Annotated in this window: 25 protein-coding genes; 11 read left to right on the top strand and 14 right to left on the bottom strand. The window is 65.5% G+C overall.

Annotated features, from left to right (window positions below; genetic code table 11):
• The first annotated feature begins 192 nt into the window (after window positions 1-192).
• On the top strand, window positions 193-612 hold the full coding sequence (locus EBS11_RS21960; protein ID WP_290606387.1) for a hypothetical protein: 420 nt from the start codon (window positions 193-195) through the stop codon (window positions 610-612).
• A gap of 66 nt (window positions 613-678) precedes the next feature.
• Window positions 679-978 carry an antibiotic biosynthesis monooxygenase family protein gene (locus EBS11_RS21955; RefSeq protein ID WP_290606386.1) on the top strand — a complete coding sequence of 100 codons (300 nt, stop codon included), beginning with the start codon at window positions 679-681 and terminating at the stop codon, window positions 976-978.
• A 129-nt stretch (window positions 979-1,107) separates the two neighbouring features.
• Here the strand turns inward: EBS11_RS21955 and pncB are convergent, their stop codons facing one another.
• Together pncB and EBS11_RS21945 are read right to left on the bottom strand one after the other, a co-directional pair.
• Window positions 1,108-2,298, bottom strand: coding sequence for a nicotinate phosphoribosyltransferase (gene pncB / locus EBS11_RS21950; protein ID WP_290606385.1), 1,191 nt, complete (start codon window positions 2,296-2,298; stop codon window positions 1,108-1,110).
• Between the two features lie 79 nt (window positions 2,299-2,377).
• On the bottom strand, window positions 2,378-3,241 hold the full coding sequence (locus tag EBS11_RS21945; RefSeq protein ID WP_290606384.1) for a cysteine hydrolase: 864 nt from the start codon (window positions 3,239-3,241) through the stop codon (window positions 2,378-2,380).
• Between the two features lie 70 nt (window positions 3,242-3,311).
• Between EBS11_RS21945 and EBS11_RS21940 the strand changes: the two genes are divergently transcribed.
• Window positions 3,312-3,551 carry a TIGR02450 family Trp-rich protein gene (locus EBS11_RS21940; protein ID WP_290606381.1) on the top strand — a complete coding sequence of 80 codons (240 nt, stop codon included), beginning with the start codon at window positions 3,312-3,314 and terminating at the stop codon, window positions 3,549-3,551.
• Here EBS11_RS21940 and EBS11_RS21935 read toward each other — a convergent pair.
• On the bottom strand, window positions 3,533-3,787 hold the full coding sequence (locus EBS11_RS21935; protein WP_290606379.1) for a hypothetical protein: 255 nt from the start codon (window positions 3,785-3,787) through the stop codon (window positions 3,533-3,535). The two genes, EBS11_RS21940 and EBS11_RS21935, sit on opposite strands and share 19 nt — an antisense overlap.
• A 143-nt stretch (window positions 3,788-3,930) precedes the next feature.
• Here EBS11_RS21935 and EBS11_RS21930 point away from each other — a divergent pair, with 143 nt between their 5' ends.
• Complete coding sequence (locus tag EBS11_RS21930; protein WP_290606377.1) at window positions 3,931-4,230, top strand: hypothetical protein; 300 nt, start codon at window positions 3,931-3,933, stop codon at window positions 4,228-4,230.
• Between the two features lie 281 nt (window positions 4,231-4,511).
• Here EBS11_RS21930 and EBS11_RS21925 read toward each other — a convergent pair whose 3' ends face one another.
• Entirely contained in the window at window positions 4,512-5,117 is a 606-nt protein-coding gene (locus tag EBS11_RS21925; RefSeq protein WP_290606373.1) for an FMN-dependent NADH-azoreductase, read from the bottom strand.
• A 133-nt stretch (window positions 5,118-5,250) separates the two neighbouring features.
• On the opposite strand from EBS11_RS21925, the gene EBS11_RS21920 reads away from it, so the two are divergent.
• Window positions 5,251-6,165 carry a LysR family transcriptional regulator gene (locus EBS11_RS21920; RefSeq protein WP_290606371.1) on the top strand — a complete coding sequence of 305 codons (915 nt, stop codon included), beginning with the start codon at window positions 5,251-5,253 and terminating at the stop codon, window positions 6,163-6,165.
• A 158-nt stretch (window positions 6,166-6,323) separates the two neighbouring features.
• On the top strand, window positions 6,324-6,551 hold the full coding sequence (locus EBS11_RS21915; RefSeq protein ID WP_290606369.1) for a hypothetical protein: 228 nt from the start codon (window positions 6,324-6,326) through the stop codon (window positions 6,549-6,551).
• A gap of 3 nt (window positions 6,552-6,554) precedes the next feature.
• Here the strand turns inward: EBS11_RS21915 and EBS11_RS21910 are convergent, their stop codons facing one another.
• The 7 genes from EBS11_RS21910 to EBS11_RS21880 form a co-directional block, all read right to left on the bottom strand.
• Window positions 6,555-6,866: a MerR family transcriptional regulator gene (locus tag EBS11_RS21910; protein ID WP_290606367.1), complete on the bottom strand. Its 312-nt coding sequence runs from the start codon at window positions 6,864-6,866 to the stop codon at window positions 6,555-6,557.
• Between the two features lie 3 nt (window positions 6,867-6,869).
• Window positions 6,870-7,790, bottom strand: coding sequence for a DnaJ C-terminal domain-containing protein (locus EBS11_RS21905; protein WP_290606365.1), 921 nt, complete (start codon window positions 7,788-7,790; stop codon window positions 6,870-6,872).
• 114 nt (window positions 7,791-7,904) lie between these two features.
• Window positions 7,905-8,306: a beta/gamma crystallin-related protein gene (locus EBS11_RS21900; protein ID WP_290606363.1), complete on the bottom strand. Its 402-nt coding sequence runs from the start codon at window positions 8,304-8,306 to the stop codon at window positions 7,905-7,907.
• 77 nt (window positions 8,307-8,383) lie between these two features.
• Window positions 8,384-9,064 carry a beta/gamma crystallin-related protein gene (locus EBS11_RS21895; protein WP_290606361.1) on the bottom strand — a complete coding sequence of 227 codons (681 nt, stop codon included), beginning with the start codon at window positions 9,062-9,064 and terminating at the stop codon, window positions 8,384-8,386.
• Window positions 9,065-9,224: 160 nt separating this feature from the next.
• The gene (locus EBS11_RS21890; protein ID WP_290606359.1) at window positions 9,225-10,202 is read right to left on the bottom strand and encodes a beta/gamma crystallin-related protein; all 978 of its coding nucleotides are present in this window, start codon (window positions 10,200-10,202) and stop codon (window positions 9,225-9,227) included.
• Between the two features lie 90 nt (window positions 10,203-10,292).
• Window positions 10,293-11,168: a beta/gamma crystallin-related protein gene (locus EBS11_RS21885; RefSeq protein ID WP_290606357.1), complete on the bottom strand. Its 876-nt coding sequence runs from the start codon at window positions 11,166-11,168 to the stop codon at window positions 10,293-10,295.
• Between the two features lie 178 nt (window positions 11,169-11,346).
• Window positions 11,347-12,033 carry a beta/gamma crystallin-related protein gene (locus EBS11_RS21880; RefSeq protein WP_290606355.1) on the bottom strand — a complete coding sequence of 229 codons (687 nt, stop codon included), beginning with the start codon at window positions 12,031-12,033 and terminating at the stop codon, window positions 11,347-11,349.
• Between the two features lie 181 nt (window positions 12,034-12,214).
• Here EBS11_RS21880 and EBS11_RS21875 point away from each other — a divergent pair, with 181 nt between their 5' ends.
• From EBS11_RS21875 to EBS11_RS21865, 3 genes are all read left to right on the top strand, one after another.
• A complete protein-coding gene (locus EBS11_RS21875) occupies window positions 12,215-13,609 on the top strand; it encodes an MATE family efflux transporter (RefSeq protein ID WP_290606353.1) in 1,395 nt (464 codons plus the stop codon).
• 25 nt (window positions 13,610-13,634) lie between these two features.
• Entirely contained in the window at window positions 13,635-14,474 is an 840-nt protein-coding gene (locus EBS11_RS21870) for a PhzF family phenazine biosynthesis protein (RefSeq protein WP_290606348.1), read from the top strand.
• A gap of 198 nt (window positions 14,475-14,672) precedes the next feature.
• Window positions 14,673-16,880 carry an alpha/beta fold hydrolase gene (locus EBS11_RS21865; RefSeq protein WP_290606346.1) on the top strand — a complete coding sequence of 736 codons (2,208 nt, stop codon included), beginning with the start codon at window positions 14,673-14,675 and terminating at the stop codon, window positions 16,878-16,880.
• Between the two features lie 221 nt (window positions 16,881-17,101).
• Here EBS11_RS21865 and EBS11_RS21860 read toward each other — a convergent pair whose 3' ends face one another.
• The 3 genes from EBS11_RS21860 to EBS11_RS21850 form a co-directional block, all read right to left on the bottom strand.
• Entirely contained in the window at window positions 17,102-17,287 is a 186-nt protein-coding gene (locus EBS11_RS21860) for a CsbD family protein (RefSeq protein ID WP_290606344.1), read from the bottom strand.
• 184 nt (window positions 17,288-17,471) lie between these two features.
• Window positions 17,472-18,113, bottom strand: a complete 642-nt coding sequence (locus EBS11_RS21855; protein ID WP_290606342.1) for a class I SAM-dependent methyltransferase — start codon at window positions 18,111-18,113, stop codon at window positions 17,472-17,474.
• A gap of 65 nt (window positions 18,114-18,178) precedes the next feature.
• Entirely contained in the window at window positions 18,179-20,248 is a 2,070-nt protein-coding gene (locus EBS11_RS21850; RefSeq protein WP_290606339.1) for a M13 family metallopeptidase, read from the bottom strand.
• Window positions 20,249-20,391: 143 nt separating this feature from the next.
• Here EBS11_RS21850 and EBS11_RS21845 point away from each other — a divergent pair, with 143 nt between their 5' ends.
• Entirely contained in the window at window positions 20,392-21,219 is an 828-nt protein-coding gene (locus EBS11_RS21845; protein WP_290606336.1) for an HDOD domain-containing protein, read from the top strand.
• A gap of 231 nt (window positions 21,220-21,450) precedes the next feature.
• Entirely contained in the window at window positions 21,451-21,702 is a 252-nt protein-coding gene (locus EBS11_RS21840; RefSeq protein WP_365955937.1) for a flagellar protein FliT, read from the top strand.
• Window positions 21,703-21,753 lie beyond the last annotated feature (51 nt).

Here is a 21,753-nt window from a genome sequence, read left to right as displayed (position 1 = left end):
AAGATCATCCCTCGCATCGCCGTCGGCACAGTGCGTCCCAGGGCGTATCTTAGCGCGACTTGGCAGCCATACTGGATATTTATCAAACTTTTGCGCCTTAATGCAGGAATTTGGAGGCTGAGCCAGAATTATTTCAAGCCTCACGGGTCAAATCCAGACGACCTTTTTGAAAGCCTGGCCATGAGCACGCCCATGAGCATTCCCCGCAGCGCCACGCTGATCCGCATCTTCGACCATTTCACCGATGCGGAGCGCGCCCGCGGCGCCCTGCTGGCCGACGGTTTCGCCGCCCACGCGGTGCAGCTGGACATGGGCGACGACGAAGCCGGTCCCGTGCAGGGCAATTTTACCGTTGGCAATCGCGACACCTTCACGGGCCGTTTCGAGCGTGCCATCAACGCCGTGTTTGGCGGCGACAACCATGTGTACCGGCGCAATTACGGCACCACGGCATTTCGCGGCATGTTCCGCCTCATCGTCGCCGTCGGCACTGCGCAGGAACGGGAACGGGCGCATGCCATCGTGCAGGCATGCAACGGCTGCGACATCGAACAGCGCACGGCCAGCCATGCGGGCGGCCAGCGCGCAGGCACAGGGGTGCAGGCCCCCTGACACCCTCCCCTGCGCGGCCAAATTATGGCAAGATCGGCGTTCCTTCATTCCACAGCGGAACTTGCCATGATTTTTGAAATTGCCCACATCCAGATCAAACCGGCCACGCACGATGCCTTCGAGGCGGCCGTGACGAAAGCCGTGCCCCTGTTCCAGCGCGCGCGCGGCTGCGAGTCGATGCGCCTGGAGCGCTCGATCGAAAACGGCGATGCGTACCGCCTGGTGGTGGGCTGGACCACCCTGGAAGACCATACCGTGCATTTCCGCGGCAGCGACGACTTCCAGGCCTGGCGCGCCCTGGTGGGCGAATTCTTCGCCGCGCCGCCGCAGGTCGAGCACATGCACACGGTGTTGACGGGTTTCTAGCGCCCCGACGGAAGCATGGCGAGCGGCAGCAAGTGATGGCCGCGAAGCGGGACCGTGCCGGGCACGGGGCCGCCGGGGCCGTGCGCATCGGCGGGCGCAGCGCGGCGCGCAGCAGCTGATGCCTGGCGCCTACACGGCAGGATGGTGAAACACTTGCCGCAAGTACGCGAGGAAGGTTTCATCCTTGCACAGGGTCTTGCCCGGCGAATCCGACAGTTTCGCCACGGACTGGCCATTGCAGCGCACCAGTTTCATGACGATATTGAGCGGCGTCAAACCCACGTCGTTGGTCAGATTGGTGCCGATGCCAAAGCCCGTCATGATGCGGTCGGCGAAATGCTGGTACAGGGCGAAGGCCTTGTCCAGGTCCAGGCCATCGGAAAACACGAGGCGCTTGGTGTTGGCATCGATGCGCAGGGCCGCGTAGTGGGCCAGCGCCTTTTCGCCCCACTCGACGGGGTCGCCCGAATCGTGGCGCAAGCCGTCGAACAGCTTGGCGAAATACAGGTCGAAGTCGGCCAGGAACGCATCCATGCCCACCACGTCCGTCAGGGCGATGCCCAGGTCGCCCCGGTATTCCTGCACCCAGTCCTCCAGCGCCGCTTTCTGGAAATCGCGCAGGCGCACGCCAAACGACTGGAACGACTGCATGTATTCATGCGCCATGGTACCGATCGGCACGATGCCCAGCTTTTTCGCCAGGTACACATTCGACGTGCCCTTGAAATACTCGGGCACTTCGCGCGCCAGGCGCTGCACCACCTCGTCATGCCAGGCGCCGGAAAAGCGCCGGCGTACGCCGAAATCGGAAAATTCAAACGGATGCTTGCGCCGCGGCAGCTTGCCGAATTCCTTGACGGCCGCCACTTTCAAGCCCAGGCGGTGGCGCCCTTCGCGCATGGCGGCATCGAGGTCGAAGCGACGGAAATACAGTTCGTTGATGATGTACAGCACGAAAATCTCGAAGCCCATCACGTGCACCTGCGGCCCGGCCGCGTGCACGAGCAGGGTATCGCCATCCGTGCTGACGTCGATGAACTTGCGCTGGAAGCGGAACACCGTCAGAAAGTCGACGAAGTCGCTCTTCATGAAGCGCAGGGTGCGCAAATAGGCCAGCTCGTCGTCGGCGAACGACATCGAGCACAGGTGGTCGAGCTGTTCCTCCAGCTCGTCCTTCAGTTCGGCCAGCGGGAACACGGTGGCGTTGCGGCAGACAAATTCGTATTCGGTATGGGTATTCGGATGACCGTGCAGCAATGCTTGCCACATTGTAAATTTATACAGATCGGTTTCCAGCAAACTGCGCACTATCGGGGTCATGTGTGGTTTCTCCAACTTCCTGAAGCCAGAATAGTACGCCACCGCGGGCATTTCAGCAGCGCCCGCCTGCAGGATGGCGTTACGCCGCCCCGTTGGCCAGCAGTTCCGGCAAGACCTGGGCGGCGCTGGCCAGGCGTACGCCGCGCGCCTGCATGGCCGCAAGAAAGTCGCGCTGCTGCGCTTCAAAGCCCATGACGGGACTCATGCAGTCCGTCAGCAGCACCAGCCGCGCCAGCGCCTGCGGCCCTTGCTGCGCCTCCAGGTAGTCGGCGATGTGCTCCGTACTGGCTTTGACGCAATGGCTGCCCGCCTCGCCGCAGAGATAAATCTGCTGCGCCGGCAACAGGGTGTCGAGGAAGGCGCGGTTGAGCTGGGTGGCCGCATCCTGCGGATCGGGCACTTCGGCCATGACGGCCGAATAATGCTCGGTCCAGGGATTCGAGCCCTTGCTCAGCTTGGCGACCACTTGCAGGTGCTCCACTTCCCACGCGTTATAGGCGGCACGCACGGCCGCGTGGACATTCTGGCCCCAGCTGCCGATCTCGCAGTGCACGGGCCACACCATCAACTGGTAGCGCCCGGCCTGCTCCAGCGCATCGAGGTAGGCCAGCGCGCGCGGCAAGGCGCCGCTGGCGGCGGGCCGGTACAGGCCGTCGCGCACCTGCCGCGCGCCGATCTGCGTGAACGGCGCGACGGGAGCGCCGTCACCCGTGCGCCAGAAGGCGGGATGGGCGATGTCGTAGCGGTGGTGGGCATCGAGCGTGATGCTGATCTGCGTCAAACCCGCTCCGCCTGCCTGGATCAGCTGCGCCACGCGCAGCAAGTCGGCGTGGGCGCCGGGCACGGCCAGCGCGGGCGCGGTGCCCGCCGGCAGCCAGTCGGGCGGCAGGTCGCAAAAATCGTTTTGCGGGTCGATGACGAGCAGGTGCAGCTGGCGTTTCATGGCAATCCTCGGGGTGGCGGATAGTGCATGATAATGGCAACGTCGCCATCACGCCAATCCGGGAGCCGCCATGCACCTTGCCAAGCGCAATCACTTGCGTCCGAACAAATTACTCAACAGCAAATGGACGGCCGTCACACCCGTCAACAAGGAAAAACACTTCCTCGTCGTCAAGCTGTGCGCGACGGCCACGCCGGAGGACGCCGTCACGCACGTGGAACTGGAGGCCGTGCATTCGGGCCGCGTGCAGATCCTGCCCTGGCGCGCGCTGCAGGATCCGGCGCAGTGGCATCAGGGGTGGAAGACGTAGCGGCGCCGGCGCCGCTCGACCAGCTTGACGGCCACCTCGCCCGCTTCGGCCACGGCATCCGCCTGGGTCGTAAACTGCCGGTCGGCCGAGACGCGGCGCTTTTTCACCAGGTTCACCCGGTGCATGGGGTTGCGTGACGGGGCGTAGATGGCGACGTAGGCGCCCCACAGCTTACAGCCCCGCAAAGGTTCCGCCGTGTAATTCACTTCATAAAAATCAACATACTTGATCGGCACGATGTTTGCTCCAAAATTGGCATGGCCGGACAGCTTGTCTCTACGGACTGACGCGGTAAAGGGTTGGAATACTTGCGCTCGCGCATGCTCAGCATACTCGCTTCAGCTCTATCTTTTTTATCACGCGGCACAGGAGAAAACGGATGAACGACTACATCATCTTCATGCATGACGACACGGAAACACCGATGGACACCGCCGCCCCCGCCTGGGACAGCTACTTTGCCATGCTGCGGGCCAGCGGCCGCTTCTGCGGCGGCAGCGCCATCGGTGCCGGGGTCTGTGTCCACCGCTCCGGCCAGGCCAGGGCGGTGACGCCACACTTGTCGGGCTATATACGTGTACAAGCGGAAAGTATAGACGATGCGAAAAAATTATTACTGGGCAACCCCGTACTGAACGCGGGTGGCACGGTGGAAATTCGCGAACTGCCGCGCGACTGACGGCAACGGCTGCCCCGTGGCGGGCGCCGGGGATGAAAATGGGGGGATTGTTCTTGCGTGCGCGGCGCGCCGTGCCGGATGGTGCTGAAGCAGGGGACATTGCCGGCTGCGGCGATGCCGCTGGCGCGCGGCGCGGGCGGGCGTCCTGCGCAGCAGGCTGCGCGTGCCAGTGTGTGCATGAGGGACTTTCATGGCGAACCGCTCGCCGGGCTGGCACGGGGCGTGCCGCCGGCAAGCTTATGCCAGCCCGGAGATGCTGTCTATCCCTCGAAAGGCGTAGTTCAGGCCGCCAGGGCGGCGATCGAGGCGCGGCTCTTGGCGATCGCGCTGGCGACGGCATCGTCGCCCATGGCCACGCCTTCGGCGCGCACGAACTCGATGTCGGTGATGCCGAGGAAGCCCAGCGCCGCGCGCAGGTAGGTGCTCAGGTAGTCATACGCGGCGCCAGGGCCTTCGCTGTAGACACCGCCGCTGGCCGTGAAGATATAGGCTTTCTTGCCCGTGGCCAGGCCGACGGGGCCATTGGCCGTGTACTGGAAGGTGCGGCCCGCGCGCGCCACGTGGTCGATCCACGCCTTCAGGGTCGAGGGCACGGAAAAGTTGTACATGGGCGCGGCCAGCACCAGCACGTCGGCGGCCAGCAATTCGTCGACGAGGGTATCGGACAGCTGCACGGTGGCGGCCGCCTGCGCGCTGCGCTGTTCGGCCGGCGTGAAGAAGGCGCCCATCATTTCTTCCGTCAGGTGCGGCACGGGCTGCAGGGCCAGGTCGCGTTCGGTGATGGTGTTGCCTTGCGCGGCCAGTGCGGCGACGAATTCGCCCGATAATTGACGCGACAGGGAACCGTTGCTGCGCACGCTGCTATTGATGTACAAGACCTTGCTCATGAAATACTCCTTCGACAACGGGTGACGGAAATGCCGCATCGCGGCGCTTGCACACATCATAGTTCGGGTCTACCATCGATAAAACCGTGTAAATATAAATGCTTAGCATCGAATTTTTAGATATGGAGTTTCCATGAGAGAACCGGGCCAGCCTTCGCTCGACCAGTTGCGCGTGTTTGTCGCCGTCATCGACGCGGGCGGTTTCGCCCATGCGGCGCGGCAGTTGCACCGCACGCAGTCGGTGATCAGCTACACCATCGCCAACCTGGAGGAACAGCTGAACGTGGTGCTGCTCGACCGCGGCAAGCGCAAGCCCACCCTGACGGATGCGGGCCGCGCCCTGCTGGCCGACGCGCGCGCCGTGGCCCTGAAGGTGGACGGCATGCGCGCGCGGGCCAAGGCCCTGGCGGGCGGGCTGGAAGCGGAAGTGTCCGTCGTCGTCGACGTGATGTTCCCCACCTGCGTGCTGGTGCGCGTGCTCGAGGCGTTCCAGGCGCAGTTCCCCACCGTCGCCCTGCGCTTGCGCATCGAGGCCATGGGCGCCGTGGCGCAACTGGTGATGGATGGCAGCTGCCATATCGGCCTCGGCGGCTGGATGACGGCCACGGCCAGCGTCTTCGAGCGCCTGGCCGTCGGCCACGTGCGCCTGCTCCCCGTGGCCGCGCCCAGCCACGCGCTGGCGCAGCTGGCCGGCCCGATTCCGTCATCGCTGGCGCGCGAGCACGTACAGCTGGTGCTCAGTGACCGCAGCGCCCTGACGGAAGGCCAGGATTTCGGCGTGCTGGGACTGCGCAACTGGCGCCTGGGCGACCTCGGTTCCAAGCACGCCCTGCTGCGCGCGGGCCTGGGCTGGGGCAACATGCCCGAGGCGATGGTGCGCGACGACCTGCAGGCGGGGCGCCTGGTGCACCTGCCGCTGGCCGTCGACAATGGCGAGAATTATCCGATCTACCTGATCCAGCGCGCCGACACGCCGCCGGGCCAGGCGGGCAAGTGGCTGACGGAGCGCTTTGCGGAGCAGCTGCCGCTGCTGGCGCAAATCTTCTAGAAGCGCGCGCGGGCGGGTATCATGCCTCAACAAACCCCAAACAAATGCTGGGGTCAGACGGGGACGCCGAGTCCCTCAACACCGCCAACGCAAAGCTTAGTGCCAACGTGTCCGGGGGTCTGACCCCAATTTCAGACACAACCTTGAAGAGATTTCCCATGGCCGGCATCGACGACTTCGTCAACAAGCAAAAACCTGGCGCGCGCTTCGTCATCACGGCGCAGATGCTGCGCATGACGCCGCAGCAGTTCGACGCCGTGGCGCAGGAATGGATGGAAGACGGCGGCCCCGGCTTCGACGTGGCCGGCATCCCGCACCGCGTCGTCGTTGACGGGCAATTCTATATTTCCAGGCTCACCGTGGCGCGCCACGGCGAACCTGAATAAGGCCTAGTCCACGCCCAGCACGTGCAGGCGGCGGCGCAGGCGCGCCACTTCTTCCGACAGGTCGACAACCAGCGCGGCCAGTTCCGCGTTGGCGTCGAAGACGGATTCGATCTCGCGCAGGCGGCGCGCGCGCACCAGGTCCAGGCTGGTGAAGCGCCAGGCCGTCAGCTGGCCAGGCGGCGGGCCATTTTGCAGCAGCACGCCCGTCTGCACATGCTGCACCACCCAGTCCGGCTCCACGGCGCAGGCGCGCGCCAGTTCTTCCAGACTCAGGGCGGAATCCTCGAGCAGTACGCCGATTACGTTGTTGGTCATGATTTACGCTCCCAGCTTCTGGCGCGGATTGAAAGCCATCTCGCGCGCCATGGTTTCATACAGTTCGCGCGCCCTCGCGTCGTTCGCCGGCGGCAGCACCACTTCCAGCAGCAGATACAGGTCGCCCGGCTGGGCGGCGGGAATGCCGCGCCCCTTCAGGCGCAGCTTGCGTCCCGTCTGCGAATTGGGCGGTACGGTGACGGCCACGGTGCCCGATGGCGTGGGCACGGCGATCTCGCCGCCCAGCGCCGCCTCCCATGGCGTCACGGGCACCGTCTCGAACACGTCGCGCCCTTCCACCTTGTAGCGCGCGTCGGGCTGGAAGCGGATTTCCAGGTACAGGTCGCCGGCGGGCGCGCCGCCGCTGCCAGGATGGCCCTGGCCCTTCATGCGCAGCTGCTGCCCTTCCGTGACGCCTTTCGGTATCGTCACTTCCAGGGTGCGCTCGCGCGTGACGACGTGGCCCTGCGCATCGGCTTCCGGCACGCGCATGACGATGTGGCGCTTGGCGCCCTGGTAGCTGTCCTGCAGGTCGATGGTGATGGCGGCGTGGCTGTCCTCGCCCTGCATCTGGAAAGTGCTGTTGGCGCGGCGCCGTCCGCCCACGTGGGCAAACAGGTCGGCAAAGAAGTCGCTGTCGTCGACGCCCGACGATTCGTAGCCCGAGCCCCAGTCCGGCGGCGGCCGGAAGGGCTGGCCCTGCGCGCCCTGGTTACGCCCCAGTTCATCGTAGGCGGCGCGCTTTTCCGGGTCGCCCAGCACGCCGTAGGCTTCATTCAGGGCCTTGGTGCGCTTGTCGGCGTCCGGTTCCTTGCTGACGTCGGGATGGTATTTGCGTACCAGCTTGCGGTACGCCTTCTTGATTTCGGCCTCGGTCGCCGTCTTCTCGACGCCAAGTTCCTTGTAGTAGTCCTTGTATTCCACCGTGCTCGCTCCCCATGGTTGAACCGCCTGTGGGAAGAGTACACGAATTGCCGCAAACTTGCGCCGTGCTACGGAGCGGGGCAGCCGCCCCCGCTCCGGCACGCGCAAGGGGCATCAGTAGCGGCGCGGCGGCGCATCCGGCCCGCCATTGCCGTGGTTACGGCCGTTATCGTGGCCATTATCGCGGCCATCGCCACGGCCCTTGCCGCGTACTTCACGCGCCGAGGAAATGGCGTCGTTCATCGGCACCGTCCTGTAGCGGCCCGGCTGCAGCACGCGGCATTCGCCGCGATAACGGGCATCCTTGCACACTTCCCAGGTGCCCGAGCGCACGATCACGCTCGACGTCTTGTCATTGAAACCCTGGCGCGACAAGTCGCTCGCATCGGAACGCAGGCTGAGGCTGCGGCCCTGGAAATTGGCATCCTGGAACAGGATCATTTCGCCGGCAAAGGCGGCCACCGGCGCGAGGAAGGCGACGGTGCAGAACAGGACGGGCCGGAAAGAGCTGAACATGGTGCCTCCGAGAGAAATGAGCAGGGATGAGTAAAGGTCAGTGTAGTGGCAGCGGCGCAATAGGAAAGGCAATTCGCCTAGCGCACGCGGCGCACCGAGGAGATGCGGCGGTCCAGTCCTCCGTGCAGGCGGCCATAGCTGCCCGGTCCCATGACGACGCAGCGGCCACGGAAGTTGGCGTCGACGCAGAATTCCCAGCGGCCGTAATTGACGACGATCGATTCGGCGCGGTCATTGAAGCCGTAGCGGCTCAAGTCGCGCACTTCGCGGTCCAGGCGCACGGGCCGGCCGCGCATGCCCGCATCGGGGAACATCAGCACGGCGCCGTTCGCGTCGGGACGGTGGCCGCCGCCATGCCCGGGATACCCGGGATACGGGCGCTCCGGCTCCGGACGCGGAGGACGCGGCGGGTAAGGACGGTGGTCGCCGCCGCCGTGGCCGGGACGGCCCACTTCGCGCACCGAGGAGATGGCATCGTTCATGCCCGGCATGCTGCTGTAGCGGCCCGGCTGCAAGGTGCGGCAGGCGCCGCGGTAATTGGCGTCCTTGCACACTTCCCACGTCCCCGAGCGCACGATGATGCTGGAGGTCTTGTCGTTGAAGCCCATGCGCGACAGGTCGCCCGCGTCGGAACGCAGGGTAACGGGACGGCCACGGAAACCGGCGTCCTCGAACAGGGTGATTTCGCCGGCAAGCGCGCTGGCAGGGGCAAGTAAGGTGGCTGCGCACAACAGCGCGGGGCGGAAAGATCGAACCATGACAACTCCAATACGGATTACATTTTCGCCAGTGTAGACCAGGCGGCAGGCGGCGAGTGTAACAAAGGGCAAGCAAATGTCAGCACACGGCAGGGAATGTAAAAGCCGCCTGGCGGGATGCACCCGGCAGGCGGCCTGTCGGCATGGCGTCAGGCGGGCATCAGCGCACGCGGCGCACCGAGGAGATCTGGTTTTCCATGCCATTCAGGCGGCCATACTCGCCCGGCCCGATCACTTCGCAGCGGCCACGGAAGTTCGAGTCGCTGCACACTTCCCACTGCCCCTCGTTGACGACGATGGACGAGGCGCGGTCGTTGAAGTTGTAGCGCACCAGGTCTTCCGCGTTGCGGTCCAGCGCCAGCGGTTCGCCGCGCATGCCCGCATCGGGGAACAGCACGATGGCGCCGCGCTGCTGGTACTGCGGCTGCTGGTATTGCGGATACTGCGGCTGCTGGTAGGGCTGCTCGTACTGCTGCTGGCGCCGCGCCTCGCGCTCGTCGACCATGCGCGCCGACGAAACGCGCCCATCGAGGCCGCGTCCCAGGTCGTCGTGGCGGCCAGGGCCGAAAATGCGGCAGGTGCCGTTGTAGTTCGAATCGCTGCACAGCTGCCAGTAGCCGTTGTAGATGACGATGCTGGTGGTGCGGTCATTGAAGCCGATGTTGACGAAATCGTCCGTGTCGCGGTTCAGGCGCGCCGAGCCGCCGTTCTGGCCCGCGCCCGAATACACTTCCAGGGTCGAGCCGCGGCCGTAGCCGCCGTTGCCGCGATCGGGATCGCGTCCCGGGCGCCCGGGATTGTAGCCATCGCCGCGGCCCGATTCGCGCACCGAGGTGATGGCGTCGTTCATGCCCGGCAGCGAGCGGTACTCGCCCGGTCCCAGGGTGCGGCAATTGCCGCGAAAGCCGGAATCCGTGCACACGTCCCACGTTCCCGAACGCACCATGATGCTCGACGCCTTGTCGTTGAAGCCCAGGCGCGACAGGTCGTCCGTCGTTTCGCGCAGGGTCACCGCGCGGCCACGGAAATTATCATCCTCGAACAGGGTGATTTCGCCCGCATGGGCGGCCGCATGTGCCCCCAGGGAGAGCAGCAGGGTCGCCGCGCATGCCAGCGCGTGTTTGAAAGGGCCCGTCATGATTTACTCCATTCTTCATTCTTTGGTGATGATTTGCCTGGCCAGGACGCCAGGGTGCCATTGTAACAAGCGCCAGCCGGCGCAAAAAGCTCAATACAGGCGGCGCAGCGAGGAAATGCGCTTTTCCAGCGTCGTGCTCAGGGTTTCATACTTGCCCGGTCCCTTGCGCTCGCAACTGCCGTTGAACTGCGAATCCGTGCACACTTCCCACGTGCCTTCGTTGATGACCATGGAGGCGGCCTGGTCGTTGAAGTTCAGGTGCACCAGGTCGCTGACATCGCGGTTCACCTGCAGCCCGGGGCCCTTCAGGAAGGCGCGGCCGTACAGCACCACCAGTCCCTCGTTATTTTGCGGACGGTTCTCCTCGCGCGGATCGACCATGCGCGCCGACGACACGCGCCCGTTCAGGCCGCCCAGGTCATCGTGGCTGCCCGGCCCGAAGACGCGGCAGCTGCCGCGGTAGTTGGAATCGCTGCACAGCTGCCAGTAGCCGTATTCGATGCGCGCGCTGCTGGCGCGGTCGTTGAAGCCGATGTCGACCAGGTCGTCGCGGTCCGAATTCACGCCCGCCGACGCGCCGCGCTGGCCGCCGTCGGCAAACAGTTCCAGCGCCGCGCGCCGTCCACCGCTGCCGCTGCCGCTGCCGCTGCTGCCGCCAAGTTCGCGCACGGAGGAAATCTGGTCGTTCATGCCCGGCAGCGAACGGTACTCGCCCGGTGCCAGGGTCTTGCAGTCACCCTTGAAGTCGGAATGCGTGCACACGTCCCACGTGCCCGACTCGACCTTGATGCTCGACGCGGCATCGTTGAAATTGACGCGCGACAGGTCGTCCGTCGTGTCGCGCAAGACCACCACGCGTCCCTTGAAATTATCGTCGGTGTACAGGCGGATTTCGCCGGCCTGTGCGGCGAGGTGGACAAACAGGGAACTGGCGCATAGCAGGGCGAAGGCGAACGGGCGATTCATGGGGAGGTCTCCGGTGGCGGTAACGATAAGTGATCGACATGACAACTGCTGTCAGTGTAGCCATCCGCACAAAAAACGGTGTAACAAAGTATGCGAAAAGCACAATAAATTGTTACCAAAAGCAATAACAGGCCCCCGTGGGAGCCTGTTGGCGTCACTTGCCGCGCCGCGCGCGGCGTCAGCGCACTTCGCGCACCGAAGAGATGCGGTTGCTCATGCGTTCCAGGCTGGCATAGTCACCGGGGCCCAGCGTGCGGCAGCGGCCGCGGAAACGGACCTCCTCGCACACTTCCCAGTAGCCCGACCGCACGCGCACGCTCTGCACCGTGTCATTGAAATCGCGCTCGCGCAAATCGGCTGAACTGTTGCGCACGGTCAAGCTGCGGCCGGCGAAATCGTCGCGCGTGTAAAAAGTCAGTTCGCCGCCCAGCGCGCGGCCAGGCAGGTAGCCGCGCTCGCGGTCGCGGCGGCCGTCCCATTCCCGCTCGCGCTCCCAGTCGCGGTCCCGGTCGCGGTCATGGCCGCGCCCGGGATAGCTGCCGTCCCGGCCGCCGCGCACTTCGCGCAGCGAGGTGATCCGGTTGGCGTGGCCGTCGAGCGAAGGATAGTCCCCCGCCTCGAGCAGGAAGCAGGCGCCGCGAAAGTCCGCTTCCTCGCACGCTTCCCACAGGCCGGAGCGCACGCGGATGCTCTGCGTCGTGTCATTGAAGCGCACGTCCTCCAGGTCGGGGATGGCGTCGCGCACGGTGTGCGAGCGGCCGAGATAATCGTCGCGCGAATACAGGGTCAGTTCGCCGGCGGCGGCCAGTTCGGCCGTCAGGGCGGCGCCCAGCAGCAGGGCGCACCTCAGGGTGTGTGTCAACATGGTCATGCTCCATAGTCAGGGTGTTACGGTGTGACTATTTGGTCATCTTGCCAAATAGAGCACGCAGTCTAGCCGCGCTCGTCACTATTAGCTGTAACAAATGATTACCGGGCAGGAAGTGCCGCGCGGACAAGTGCGGCGAATGCCAGTAGAATCTTGTCTTTAGTCAAGCTTGCCGCCCATGCCACACACTACCTCGTTCACCCTGCCCGCCATCCGCAATGAAGTGTCCTCGCTGTGGAAGCTGGCCTGGCCCATCCTGATCGGCCAGCTGGCCACGGTCGGCATGGGCGCGGCCGACGTGGCCATGACGGGGCATACGAATCCCGAGGAGCTGGCGGCCGTGTCGCTGGGCGCGGCCATCTGGTCCATCGTGCTCGTCACCGTGAGCGGCATCATGATGGCCATCAATACCCTCGTGGCGCATGAAATCGGCGCCGCGCGCCACGACCAGGTGCCGCACATCGTGCGCCAGTCGCTGTGGAAGGCGCTGCTCGTCGGCCTTGTGGCCTGCCTGCTGACGAACATGGCGGCGCTGGTGTTCGACCACCTGATGCTCGAGCCGGCGGTCGCCGCCAAGGCCAAGCTCTTCGTGCACATCATCAGCTGCGCCCTGCCGCCGTTCGCCGCCTACCGCGCGCTGTACGGCTACAGCACCAGCATCAACCAGACCAAGCCCGTGATGGTCATCGCGCTGGCCGCGCTGGCGCTGAATATCTTCGTCAACTACCTGCTGATCTACGGCCACTGGGGCATGCCGAAGCTGGGCGGCGTGGGCTGCGCCGTGGCCACCACCTGCTGCGTGTGGATGATGCTGCTGGCCATGCTGGCGTGGATACGCATCGCCCCCGCCTACCATGCCACGTATCCGTTCTCGCACTGGGAAGGGCCGCAGATGGCCTCCATCGGCCCCATGCTGCGCCTGGGCCTGCCCATCGGCGTGACGTACTTTGCCGAAGTGAGCGCCTTTGGCGTCATCAGCCTGCTGGTGGCGCGCTTCGGCGTGATCCAGGTGTCGGCGCACCAGATTGCCCTCAATTTCTCGTCCGTCGTCTTCATGGTGCCGCTCACCTTCGGCATCGCGCTGGTCACGCGCGTGGGCCACGCCGTGGGCGAAGCCAACCTGCGCCGCGCCCGTTTCATTTCCTGGGTGGGCGTGGCCATGTCGCTGACGGCGGCCATCGTCTCGGCCACCCTGATCACCGTCTTCCGCCACCAGATCGCGCAAGCCTACACGTCCGACCCGCAGGTGCAGGCCCTGTGCGCGCAGCTGCTGCTGTTCGCCGCCCTGTTCCAGCTGTCCGACGCCACGCAGGTGGCGACGTCCTGCGCCATCCGCGGCTACAAGGTGACGCGCCAGCCGATGCTGATCCAGCTGCTGGCCTTCTGGGGCTTCTCGCTGCCCATCGGCTACGTGCTGGGCCTGGCGCCGGCCGGCTTCCCCTGGTCGCCGGCCCAGCCGATGGCCGCCGCCGGCTTCTGGATCGGCCTCGTCACGGGCCTGACGGTGGCGGCCGTGCTGCTGACCTGGTATCTGAACCGCCTGTCGCTGCAGCGCCTGCGCGCCGCCCGCTAAATACCCAGCCGCCAAGGAACCGTCCATGCCGCACCCGCGCCCCTTCCTGCAAGTCGATGTCTTCAGCAGCGCGCCCTTCATGGGCAACCCGCTGGCCGTGGTGCTCGACGCCGGTGGCCTCGACGACGCGCAGATGCAGGCCATCGCGCGCTGGACGGGGCTGTCGGAAACCACCTTCGTGCTGGCGCCGCGCGACCCGGCCGCCGACTACCGCGTGCGCATTTTTTCGCCCGAGATGGAATTCCCGTTCGCCGGCCACCCGACCCTGGGCACGGCGCATGCCCTGCTCGACGCGGGCATGCAGCCGAAAGGCGCGCGCATCGTGCAGGAATGCGGCGTCGGCCTGGTGCAGATCGAGCGGCAGGCCGGCGGCGTGCTGGCGTTCCAGGCGCCGCCCGGCGCCGCGCGCCCGCTCGACCCGGCCCTGCTGCCGCTGCTGCAGGCGGCGCTGGGCGGCACGCCGGCCAGCGACGGCAGCGTCGTCGAAATGGGCATCCGCTGGCTGTGCGTGCCGCTGGCCAGCGCCGCCGCCTGCCTGGCCGTCTGTGCCGACATCGTGGCGCTGACGGCATTGCTGGCCGCGTCGCGGGCCGATGGACTGGCGCTGTACGGCGCCCACGCGGCGGACGGACCGGCCGACTACGAAGTGCGCGCCCTGCTCAGCGAACATGGCGCGCTGGTGGAAGACCCCGTCACGGGCAGCGCCAACGCCTGCATCGCGCAACTGCTGGCGGGCGCCGACTACCGCGTGCGCCAGGGCACGTGTTTGCAGCGCGATGGCCGCGTGTGCGTGACTTTCCGAGCTGGCCAGGCCTGGATAGGCGGCGCGTGCGTGACGGTCGTCGAAGGGTCGATATTGGCCTGAATGGGCAAAGCGCCATGGAATGGGCGGCACCCGGAGATTTTTCACGAAGAAAATACGGCCAGCAAGGCCTTATTCCGTGGCCAGCGCTATCGCATAAACCGGCACGCTCTGGTATCGTCTTACGCTTGGGCATCGCTCACGCCAGCCTTCCCCGCGATGCAGGCCGTGCCCTTCATTCTTCCAACTACCGAGACATCCATGCGTTTTATTCTTTGTTTCCTGGCCGCGATGGCCAGCGTTCCCGCATCGGCCGAAAAGCTGACCCTGGAGCGCATCCACGCCGATCCGGCGCTGGCCGGCCCCGGCGTGCGCAACCTGAAGGTCTCGCCCGACGGCGAGCGCGTCACCTTCCTGCGCGGCCGCGCCGACAACCAGTTCCAGCTCGACCTGTGGGAATTCAAGCTGAAGGACAAGAGCACGCACCGCCTGGTCGATTCCAAGGCGCTGGTGCCGAATGAAACCATCTCGCCCGAAGAACAGGCGCGCCGCGAACGCGAGCGCACGGCCAGCCTGAACGGCATTCTCAGCTACAGCTGGTCGCCCGACGGCAAGCAGCTGCTGGTGCCGCTGGCCGGCAACCTGTACCTGGTCGATGCGGCCCACCCGGACCAGGCGCGCCTGGTCGCCAAGGGCAATGTGCTGGACCCGAAGATCTCGCCGAAAGGCCGCTACGTGTCGTTTGTGCGCGATCAGAACATCCATGTGATCGACCTCAAGACCAACAAGGAACGCCAGCTGACCACCGATGGCAAGGGCACCATCCATAACGGCGAAGCCGAATTCGTGGCGCAGGAAGAAATGGGCCAGCGCACGGGCTACTACTGGGCGCCCGACGATTCCGCCATCGCCTACAAACGCTATGACGAAGCGCCCGTGCCCGTGGTGCGCCGCTTCGAAATCTTCGCCGACCGCACGGACGTCGTCGAGCAGCGCTACCCGGCCGCGGGCGACCCGAACGTGCTGGTGCAGCTGCTGATCGTCTCGCCGGAAACGGGCGTGCAGCGCCAGGTGGACCTGGGCACGAACCCGGACATCTACCTGGTGCGCGCCGACTGGAGCGCGGACGGCAAGGCGCTCGTCTACCAGCGCCAGTCGCGCGACCAGAAGACCCTCGACCTGGTCGCCGTCGATGCCGCTACTTTGGCGCAGCGCACCCTGCTGACGGAAACGTCCAAAACCTGGGTCAGCATCCATGACGACCTGCGCTTCCTGCCGAACGGCACCTTCCTGTGGTCGTCCGAGCGCACGGGGCGCAACCACCTGTACCTGTATGACATGGGCGGCAAGCTGCTGCACCCGGTCACGTCCGGCGAATGGGGCATCGACAGCGTGCTGGCCGTGAACCAGAAGACGGGCAAGGTGTTTGTTTCCTCGAACCGCGACGCCGTGATCGACAAGCAGACCTACGCCCTGGCCATCGACGGCAGCACGGCCGACAAGCCGCAGCGCGTAACAAAAGCCGACGGCTGGCACGACACGACGTTCTCGCGCAATGGCGAAGTCTTCGTCGACACGTTTTCCGACCCGGCCACGCCGCCGCAGGTGAGCATCCGCCGTCCGGACGGCGCCATGGTGGGCTGGCTGGAAGAAAATGCGCTGAACGCCAGCCACCCGTACGCCAAATACAAGGCGGACCACCTGCCGACGCAATACGGCACCTTGAAGGCCAACGATGGCCAGACCCTGTACTACTCCATCGTCAAGCCGTCGAACTTCGACGCGGCCAAGCGCTATCCCGTCTTCCTGTCGACCTACGGCGGCCCGCACTCGCAGCACGTGGCTCGCCGCTGGGGCAACAATTTCGACCAGTACATGGCGCAGCAGGGCTTTGTCGTCTTCCGCCTCGATAACCGGGGTTCCTCGCGCCGCGAGCGCGCCTTCACGGACGCCATCTACCACAACCTGGGCGCGGCCGAAGTGGCCGACCAGCTGGTGGGCATCGACTGGCTGGGCAAGCAAAGCTTCGTCGACCCGAAACGCATCGGCGTGTTCGGCTGGAGCTATGGCGGCTTCATGACCCTGCGTCTGCTGTCGGCCGCGTCCGACAAGATCGCCATGGGCGTCTCCGTGGCGCCCGTCACCGACTGGTCGCTGTACGACACCCACTACACGGAGCAATTCCTCGGCATGCCGAAGGAAAACGTCGATGGCTACAAGGCCAGCACCGTGTTCGCCCACCTGGACGGCCTGAAGTCGCCGCTGCTGCTGGTGCACGGCATGGCCGACGACAACGTCCTGTTCAGCAACAGCACGCGATTGATCGATGCGCTGGTGAACCGCGGCGTGCAGTTCGACCTGATGACGTACCCGGGCGCCAAGCACGGCATCTCGTCGCGCGCAGGCCAGCGCCACGTGTACAGGAAGATCGAGATGTTCTTCAAGCAGAACCTGGGCGTAGCGAAGTAAAGCGCGCCCACCAATAAAAACCGCCGCCTGTCTCGCGACAGGCGGCGGTTTTTTGTTGTGTACTGTGCTCAATGCTCAATGCGATCAAGCACAGTAACGACATCTGACAGGACCGTAGCGAGCGGAAGCCGCGTGGCCGAGAAGCGGAACTGTGCTCTGGCACAGTGCGCATCGCAGGCCGCAAGTCGCGACGCGCAGCAGGTCTTGTCAGGTGTCCACCATTATGGCTTGCGCGTGACGGTTTCCACCGCATCTTTCACGTCGCCCACTTTCTTCTGCACTTTGCCTTCGACCTGGTTTGCCAGGCCCCTGGCTTGCTGTTCTTCGCTGCCGACGACCTTGCCAGCGGCTTCCTGGATTTTACCGCCGACTTCCTTCAGTTTACCTTCGACTTGATCTTTGTTCATGATGGATCCTCACTGTAGTTGGTACATCTGTTGTCCTGCCCCGAAGGGCCGGTACTGCGGCTCACACGCTGCTCGAAGCGGCTTGCGCTGCTTGCTGCGTGTCGATGTATCCATAGTAAGCCCGAGGCCGTAAAAACTATGTACGGTTCCTAACACATGCCCAAATTCAGCCAAAGTACGCCGATCAGGCCGGCTTGCGCCAGACCGTGGCCAGCCACGGCTGCTGCTCGCGCGGCAAGCCCGGCGGACGGTAATACTGCTCCACCAGGGTAAAGCCGGCCGCCTGCACGTATGCGGCCCAGCGCGCCTCGTCGTGGTAGCTGCCATAGCGGGCGCCGTTCCAGCCTTCCTCGTTCTGCCCGCGCGGATTCGAACTGAACAGCACGCCGCCCGGTTTCAAGCAGGCGTACAGGGCCTCCAGCACGCCGGGCAAGGCGGCGCTGGGCACGTGGAACAGCACGGCATTGGCGAACACGCCGTCGAAGTGCGCGGCCGGCAGGTCGAGGTCGACGAAATCCTGCTGCCACACGGTGCAGCCGCTGTAGGCGCGCGCCATCTCGACAAAGCGGGCGCAGCCATCGACGCCCGTCGCGTGGTGGCCCATGGCCGTGAACGCCTTCAGATCGCGGCCGGGGCCGCAGCCCAGGTCGAGGATGGCCAGCGGCGCCGGCTTGCCGATGGCGCCGAGCAGCGCGGCGATGTTCTGGCTGACGTCGTGGTCGCGCGTGCCAGCGAAAAACTGCTCGGCGCTGGCGTCGTAATGGGCCAGCGTGCGGCCCGTGATGGCGTGCAACTGGTCTTGCTGGTCTGGCGGGGTCGGCTTCATGGCGCTCCAATCGGTAATCCCGCCATTTTACGGTGCCGGCGCCGTACGCGCCGGCCTAGCAATACCTACCAGACGCGCACGCGCTGTTCCGGCGCCAGGTACAGCTGCTGGCCCGGCTGGACGTCGAAGGCCGGGTACCAGGCGTCGAGGTTGCGCACGGTGGCGGCGCGGTATTGCGCAGGCGCATGGCCATCCGTGAGGATCTGCTGGCGCGCCGCCGCCTCGCGCGCCTTGCTGCGCCAGCTGATGCCGTAGCCCGTGAAGAAGGCCCGGTCCGCGTCGGCCTGCGCCGGCTTGCCCTGCTGCGACAGGGTGAACGCGTCGTGCGCGGCCGCCACGCCGGCCAGGTCGGCCAGGTTTTCGCTCAGGGTCAGCTGGCCATTCACGGCCAGGTCGGGGAACGGCTTATACGCGGAGAACTGCGCCACCAATTGCTTGGACGCGGCCTGGAAATGCGCCAGGTCAGCCGGCGTCCACCAGTCGCGCAGCTTGCCCTGGGCGTCGAACTGGGCGCCCTGGTCGTCGAAACTGTGGCTGATCTCGTGGCCGATGGTGGCGCCGATGCCGCCATAGTTGGCCGCATCGGACGCTGCCGGATCGAAGAACGGCGGCTGCAGGATGGCGGCGGGGAAATTGAGCGCGTTTTGCAGGGGCAGGTTGACGGCATTGACCAGCTGCGCCGGCATGGCCCAGGCCTTGCGGTCGGGTGCCTGGCGCAGCTTGGCCAGTTCCTGCCGGTAGTGGAACTGCTCCGCCCGCTGCGCATTGCCCAGCGCGTCGCCGCGCACCACGCGCAAGCCCGCATAGTCTTCCCAGCGCTCCGGATAGCCCACGCCCACGTACAGGGTCTTGAGCTTTTCCTGTGCCTGCGCCTTGGTCTGCGGCGCCATCCAGTCGAGCTTGTCGATGCGGCGCGAAAAGGCGGCGACGATGTTCGTCACCATCGCCTGCACGCGGGCTTTCGACTCCGGCGGGAAATAGCGCTCCACATACAGCTGGCCGACGGCGTCGCTGAGGGCCTCGTTCGTCGCCGCCAGCGCCCGCTTGCTGCGCGGCGACTGCTGCGGCGTGCCGCTCAAGGTCTGGCCATAGAAGGCGAAGCGCTGCCCGGCCGCCGCTTTCGGCAAGGTGGTGCTGAAATGGTTGATGGCGTGGAAGGCGAGGAAATCCTTCCACGTGGCCAGCGGCACGCTCGCCGCCAGCGCCGCGCTGCCCCGCATGGCCGTCGGATGCCAGACGATGAAGTCCTGCTGCGCGCCCAGCCCCGCCGCCTGGAAGAAGGCGGACCAGTCCAGCCCCGGCGCCTTGCTGGCGAAGTCGGCCGCGCGCCACGCGTTATTGCCCTTGGCGACGTCGGCGGAATCCTCGCGGCTGGCGTGGCTCGCGGCAATTTGTTGTTCCAGCGCAAACACGCGCGCGGCGCGGGCCGGCGCATCGCCGTAGCCGGCCAGGGCCAGCATCGCGGCGATATGCGCCTGGTAGCCCGTGCGCAAGCCTTGCATGCGCGCACTGCCATCCTGGTAGAAGGCGCGGTCGGGCAAGCCCAGCCCGCCCTGCAGCAGATAGGCCACGTTGCGTGTGGTGTCGTTCAAGTCCTGCGCCACCCACAGGCCGAACAGGTTTTCCGTATGGAAATTGGTGGAATTGAGCGGATCGACGTCGGCACGCAAGCTCTCGCCCAGCGCCCGCGCCAGCCCGGCCCGGTCGTGCACGGCATCGATTTTCTTCAGCAGCGGCTTGATCGGTGCCCAGCCTTTCGCTTCGATAGCCGATTCGTCCATATACGTACGATAAAAATCGCTGACCTGGCGCGCGCCAGCGCTCGCCTGTTGCGTGGCGGACAAGCCCTCGATCAGGGCAATGATGCGCTCGTTCGTGGCGTTGGCCAGCATGGCGAACGACCCCCAGCTGCTGCGGTCGGCGGGAATCTGCGTGCTGCGCATCCAGTCGCCATTCACGTAGTCGTAAAAGTCGTCGCCGGGCAAGACTTTCGCCGGGACGGCGGCGGGAGCGGAAGCCGCCCCATCCTGGCCGTGCGCCTGGGCAGGCAGGCTGGCCAGGGTGGCGCCGGCCAGGACGAGGGCGATGGCAGCCTGGACTGGCGTTTGGCGCCAGGAAAAACGCAAACCGTGCATGGTGATCCTTTCAATGGAATAGCCAAAATCATAGCCTGTTTCCCGTGAAAACAGCGTGCGTGATCTTTTTTGCATGGGAACAAAAAATCGGCATATAGTTTCACGACCCCACACCGTGCCGCGCCAACGCCAAGGAGATCGCCATGCAACTGGACGCGCTGTTCCAGCATCCCCATGCCCTGCCTGCCGCCCCGAAGATCGTCGACGAGCTGGTGCGCAGTTTCGACAACCCCGCCATTTCCACGGAAGACATCGCCCGCCAGCTGGGCGCGGACCCGGCCCTCAGCGCCAAGCTGCTGCGCCTGGCCAATTCCGCCTATTACCACGTCTCGCGCAGCATCGGCACGGTGGAAGACGCCGTGCTGATGCTGGGCTTCGTGACCGTGCGCACCCTCGTCATCAGTTCGGGCCTGGTGAGCGGCTTCAAGACCGTGCCCGGCCTGCATCTGCCCCAGTTCTGGCGCTACAGCCTGCACACCGCCGTGTCCGCCCGCTGGATCGCCAGGCAGACGGGGGACAACCAGGAGCTGGCCTTCACCATCGGCATGATGCATGCCATCGGGCAACTGGTGATCCATGCGGCCATGCCCGAACAAGCCATGCAGCTCGACAAGATCGCGCCCCCGCTCGACGCCCGCCGCCTGGACGCGGAGCGGGTATCGTTGGGCTATGACTATGCGCAGGTGGGCGCCGAACTGGCACGGCGCTGGAAATTCCCGCCCGCGTTTGCCGACGCCATCGCCGCCTTTCCCGATCCCCTGGCAAGACCGCCATTGAACCGCCTGGCCGCCATCATCCACCTGGCCGCCTGGCGCGCGCGCATTGATGAAAATCAACTGAGCAATGAAGAAATCATCGCCTGCTATCCCGGCGACGTGGCCGAATCGCTGGGCCTGCCGCCGTCCGTGCTGGTGGACAGGATGCCGCCGCCCGCCGAACTGGCCGCGGGACTGGAAGAACTCGTCAAATAACCCCCTCGCCCGCCCCCATCGCCGCCTGGCGCCCCGCCATCCATGCGGCCTGGCGGGCGATGCCGGGGGGCTGCTGAAAATAAGCCAAATTATTTTCATTTATTTTCAAAAACACCCTCAAGTTCCCCGTACACCTGCCGTTAATCTGGACAAGCGGTAATCCATTCACTAGTTACGGGTGTGCTCATGACCTCCAACGACGTTCTCTCGATGTACGAAAATATTGCAGGAATGACCAGCAAAATGGTCGTGGCCGCACGTGCGAGTGACTGGGATGGCTTGAACACGCTGGAAAACCAGTGCGCCAGCGCCGCCAGCCCCACCTTGCCGGGCAACGTCCCCGCCCTGGCCGGCGCCGCGCGCCAGCGCAAGATCGACCTGCTCAAGCAGATCCTCGCGAATGACCGGGAAATCCGCACCATCACGGAACCGTGGATGGCGCAGATGGCCAGCGTCATGCCCGCTTCGCGCGCCAGCATGTAAGATTCAAGCAGAATACCGCAGCAGAAAACACAAAAGCACCCGCGGGTGCTT

Source organism: Janthinobacterium sp., from assembly GCF_009923995.1.
GTDB lineage: Bacteria > Pseudomonadota > Gammaproteobacteria > Burkholderiales > Burkholderiaceae_D > Janthinobacterium.
This window is presented reverse-complemented; position numbering and strand designations above follow the sequence as displayed.